A 3,329-nucleotide genomic window follows, 5' to 3' on the forward strand; every position below is an offset into this window, starting at 1 on the left:
ATTAATCGTTAACCCAGAACCACAAATTATTACACCAGCAAATTTAACACCATTAGAAGTTTGTGATGATGATGCCGATGGATTTGCAAGTTTTGATTTAACTGTTAAAGAGCCAGAAGTACTAAATCTTTTAGATGGTGATGCCACTAACGATTTAGACCCAACATTATACACCATTACTTACTACCAAACACAAGCCAATGCCGAGGCACCAAACAATGCCATAGCTACACCAAACGCTTATGTAAACACCACTGCCGATATGGACAGTGTATGGATACGTGTAGAAGACAATGCTACAGGTTGCTATAAAGCCATAGAGCTAGAACTTATCGTTAATCCATTACCAGTATTAGCACAAGCCGCATCATTAAATTTATGTGATGTTAATAATCCAGGAGACGAGGTAGAAGCCTTTACATTAGAAGATGCTAATGCCGATATTTTAGCAGGACAAACCGGTATTACCTTAACCTATTTCAGTACACAAACAGGCGCAGAAACCAACGATCCAGCCGACCAAATATTTAGTCCATACACAAACACTGCAAATGCACAAACCATTTATGTATTAGGAACAAATAATGTAACAGGCTGTAGTAGCATCACTACTTTTGATATTAGAGTAAACCCACTACCATCGCCAGTAGCAATGCCAGCGGTAGTAGAAGAATGTGATGATGATAACGATGGATTTGCACTGTTCGATTTAGACGCACAAACAGTAATAATAGAAAACGGAGAGCCAGACGTTACCACAACCTATTACGAAACACAAGACGATGCTATGAATGGAATCAATCCATTAAGTAGCCCGTATGCCAATATTGTGCAGTTTAACCAAACGGTTTATGCCTTTGTACAAAACGATTTAACCAGCTGTTACACTATAGTAGAATTACCATTATCGGTAATACCATCTCCAGTAGTACCAATAGCAATTGAAGATTATGTAATTTGTGATGCCGATAACGATGGTACTGCTCAATTTGATTTTGATGCCGTTATCAATCCACAAATTTTTGCAAACGGACAAACACCAGCAGATTTCACCTTAACATACCACACCACACAAGCAGGAGCCGATAGTGGTAACAACCCAATAGTAAACACGAGTAACTATACCAATGTTACCAATCCACAAACCATTTACATTCGCTTAGTAAGCAATGCTAATAGCTGTGTTACCACAGGAAGTTTTGTTATTCGCGTGGAATTCCCACCAGTAATCGATGCTAATTATGACAATTTATTATCACAATGTGATGATTTAGATGCCGATTATATGGAAGCTAATGATGGTTTCACTTTCTTTGATTTAACGGTAGAAGATATAGAAATCACCGGAGCAATGAATGTAAGTTGGATAGTTACCTATTACGAAACCATGGCCGATGCGCAAGCCGATACGAATGCCATTCCAGATCCAACAGCGTACGAGAATACCATTACAGGTCCACAAACCTTATACGTAAGAGTGACCGATAATGATACCGGTTGTTTCAGTTTTACAACCGTAACCATCCGTGTATTAAACAATCCATCACCAACACCAGATCCAGAAGATTTAGAACTGTGTGACGATGTTGATATTGTAGGACCAAACGATATGCTAGAGACTTTCGATTTAACACAAAACGAAGCTACTATTATTAATGGAGAATTAGGAGTAACAGCAAGTTATTACCTATCACAAGACGATGCTATTATGGGTAACAATGCTATAGCAGACCCAAGCATGCATATTAACGAAGATCCTGCAAATCCAGGAGTTGCTGTTACACCACAAACCATTTATGTGCGTTTAACCAACGGTACAGACCCAACAGGATTAGGCGGTACAGGATGTTACAGTTTAGTGAGTTTCGATATTATTGTAAACCCATTACCAGTAGTAACACCAGTAGAAGACTATGTGATTTGTGAATTAAATACAGACAACGTTGCAGACTTTGATTTAACAACAATGACAGCAGCCATATTAAACGGTCAAGACCCAGCCATCTTCACGGTAACCTACCATGAAACACAAGCTGAAGCCGATGCAGGTATTAATGATTTAGCAATAAGTGGCGATTACACTAACACTAGTGATCCACAAACCATTTACGTTAATATTACCAATACCGTAACCGGATGCGATACCACAGCACTTACCTTTAATTTAGTAGTAGACGAAGCCGCACAAGCCAATCCAGTTGGAGGCCCAATTGTATACGAAGCCTGTGATGACACAATGGAGTTTGATGGAGACACGACAAACGACACTACTGTTTTCGATTTAACCACTCAAAATGCAGATGTATTAGACGGTCAAGATCCAGCAGATTACACTGTAACGTATTACGAAACACAAGCCGATGCAGATGCAGGTATCAATCCATTACCATTTACTTACACTAACACGGTTAACCCACAAGTTATTATTGTAAGAGTAGATAATGATTTAATGATAAACGATCCTGCCAATCCAGGAACGATGATAGACAGCTCATCATGTTACGAGACTGCAGAGATTACCTTACAGGTTAATCCAATGCCATCATTTATGTTAGACAGTGCATACTTATTATGTATTAACACTAATGGCAGCGAGGTTATAAACTCACCAGTAATAGATACCGGTTTAGATCCTTCACAATATACTTTTGAGTGGACTTTAGACGGTGCAGTATTACCAAACGAGACCTCAGAATTTATAGAACCAACACAAGGCGGAACTTATGGTGTAGTGGCGACAGATAATGCTACAGGATGTTCAAACGACGAAGTAACCACTTTAGTTACCGTAAGCGAGCCACCAGTATTAGAAGCAGAGGTAACAACATTGGCCTTTGCAGAGCAGCATGATGTTTTAGTAACCGCAACAGGTACCACTAGCACATCTATAGCCGAATACGAATTTAGTTTAGATGGAGGAGATTGGGAATTAGGCACACAAAACACTGCGGGTGCTTATGTGTACACTTTCTCTGATGTTGCAGCAGGAGAACATACTATAACGGTAAGAGACACACAAGGTTGTGGAGAAAGCACAACAACAATAACAGTTATGGACTATCCATTGTACTTTACACCAAATGACGATGGTTACCATGACACGTGGAATATTTACGATATAGGCCGTCAAGCAGATGCTGTAATCTATATTTTTGATCGCTATGGCAAACTCTTAAAACAGTTAAGTCCATTAGGCGAAGGTTGGGATGGTACTTACAATGGTAACCCAATGCCAACTAGCGATTACTGGTTTACTGTAGAATATAGAGAACCTAATAATCCTACGGTTAAGAAACAGTTTAAAGCACACTTTACTTTAAAACGATAAA

At 39.2% G+C, this 3,329-nt stretch carries 1 protein-coding gene; it reads left to right on the forward strand.

The features are described 5' to 3' along the window. Positions 1 to 3,328: T9SS type B sorting domain-containing protein (locus tag CLV86_RS14105; RefSeq protein WP_147427046.1), on the forward strand; the 3,328-nt coding region annotated here is incomplete at its 5' end. Between the last annotated feature and the right edge of the window lies 1 nt (position 3,329).

This window comes from Lacinutrix venerupis (genome assembly GCF_003663945.1).
Taxonomy (GTDB): domain Bacteria; phylum Bacteroidota; class Bacteroidia; order Flavobacteriales; family Flavobacteriaceae; genus Lacinutrix; species Lacinutrix venerupis.